This window comes from Campylobacter sp. 2018MI01 (genome assembly GCF_018501205.1).
Taxonomy (GTDB): domain Bacteria; phylum Campylobacterota; class Campylobacteria; order Campylobacterales; family Campylobacteraceae; genus Campylobacter_E.
Window position 1 is genome coordinate 1 of the sequence record NZ_JAHCZE010000181.1, and the last position, 411, is coordinate 411.

At 59.1% G+C, this 411-nt stretch carries 1 protein-coding gene; it reads left to right on the forward strand.

What is annotated here, in order from left to right:
- Positions 1 to 411, forward strand: a 411-nt coding sequence (locus KJQ97_RS10125) for an aminoacyl--tRNA ligase-related protein (protein ID WP_502756492.1), incomplete at both ends; no start/stop codon positions are given.

The following is a 411-nucleotide window of genomic DNA, read 5'->3' on the forward strand; positions in this document are numbered from 1 at the left end:
CCTCTATCAGATTCAGAACAAGTATCGCGACGAGGCTCGTCCGCGTGCCGGCATCCTGCGCGGTCGTGAGTTCGTCATGATGGATGCCTATTCCTTTGATGTCGCTCAGGAAGGGCTCGACGAGGCCTACCAGGCTCAACGCGACGCCTACATTCGCATTTTCAACCGACTTGGATTCGACTACGCCATTGTCAAGGCCATGTCCGGCCCAATGGGTGGATCTCGATCCGTGGAGTTCCTAGCCGTTGCAGCCAACGGTGAGGACACTTTCGTTCGTTCTTCCGGCGGTTACGCTGCCAATGTGGAGGCCGTCCGGATGGCCGTTCCTGATCCGCTGCCCATCGACGGGTTGCCGGAGGCTGAGGTTGTTGATACCCCTGACGCCCGGACCATCGAGTCGCTTGTCCGGAT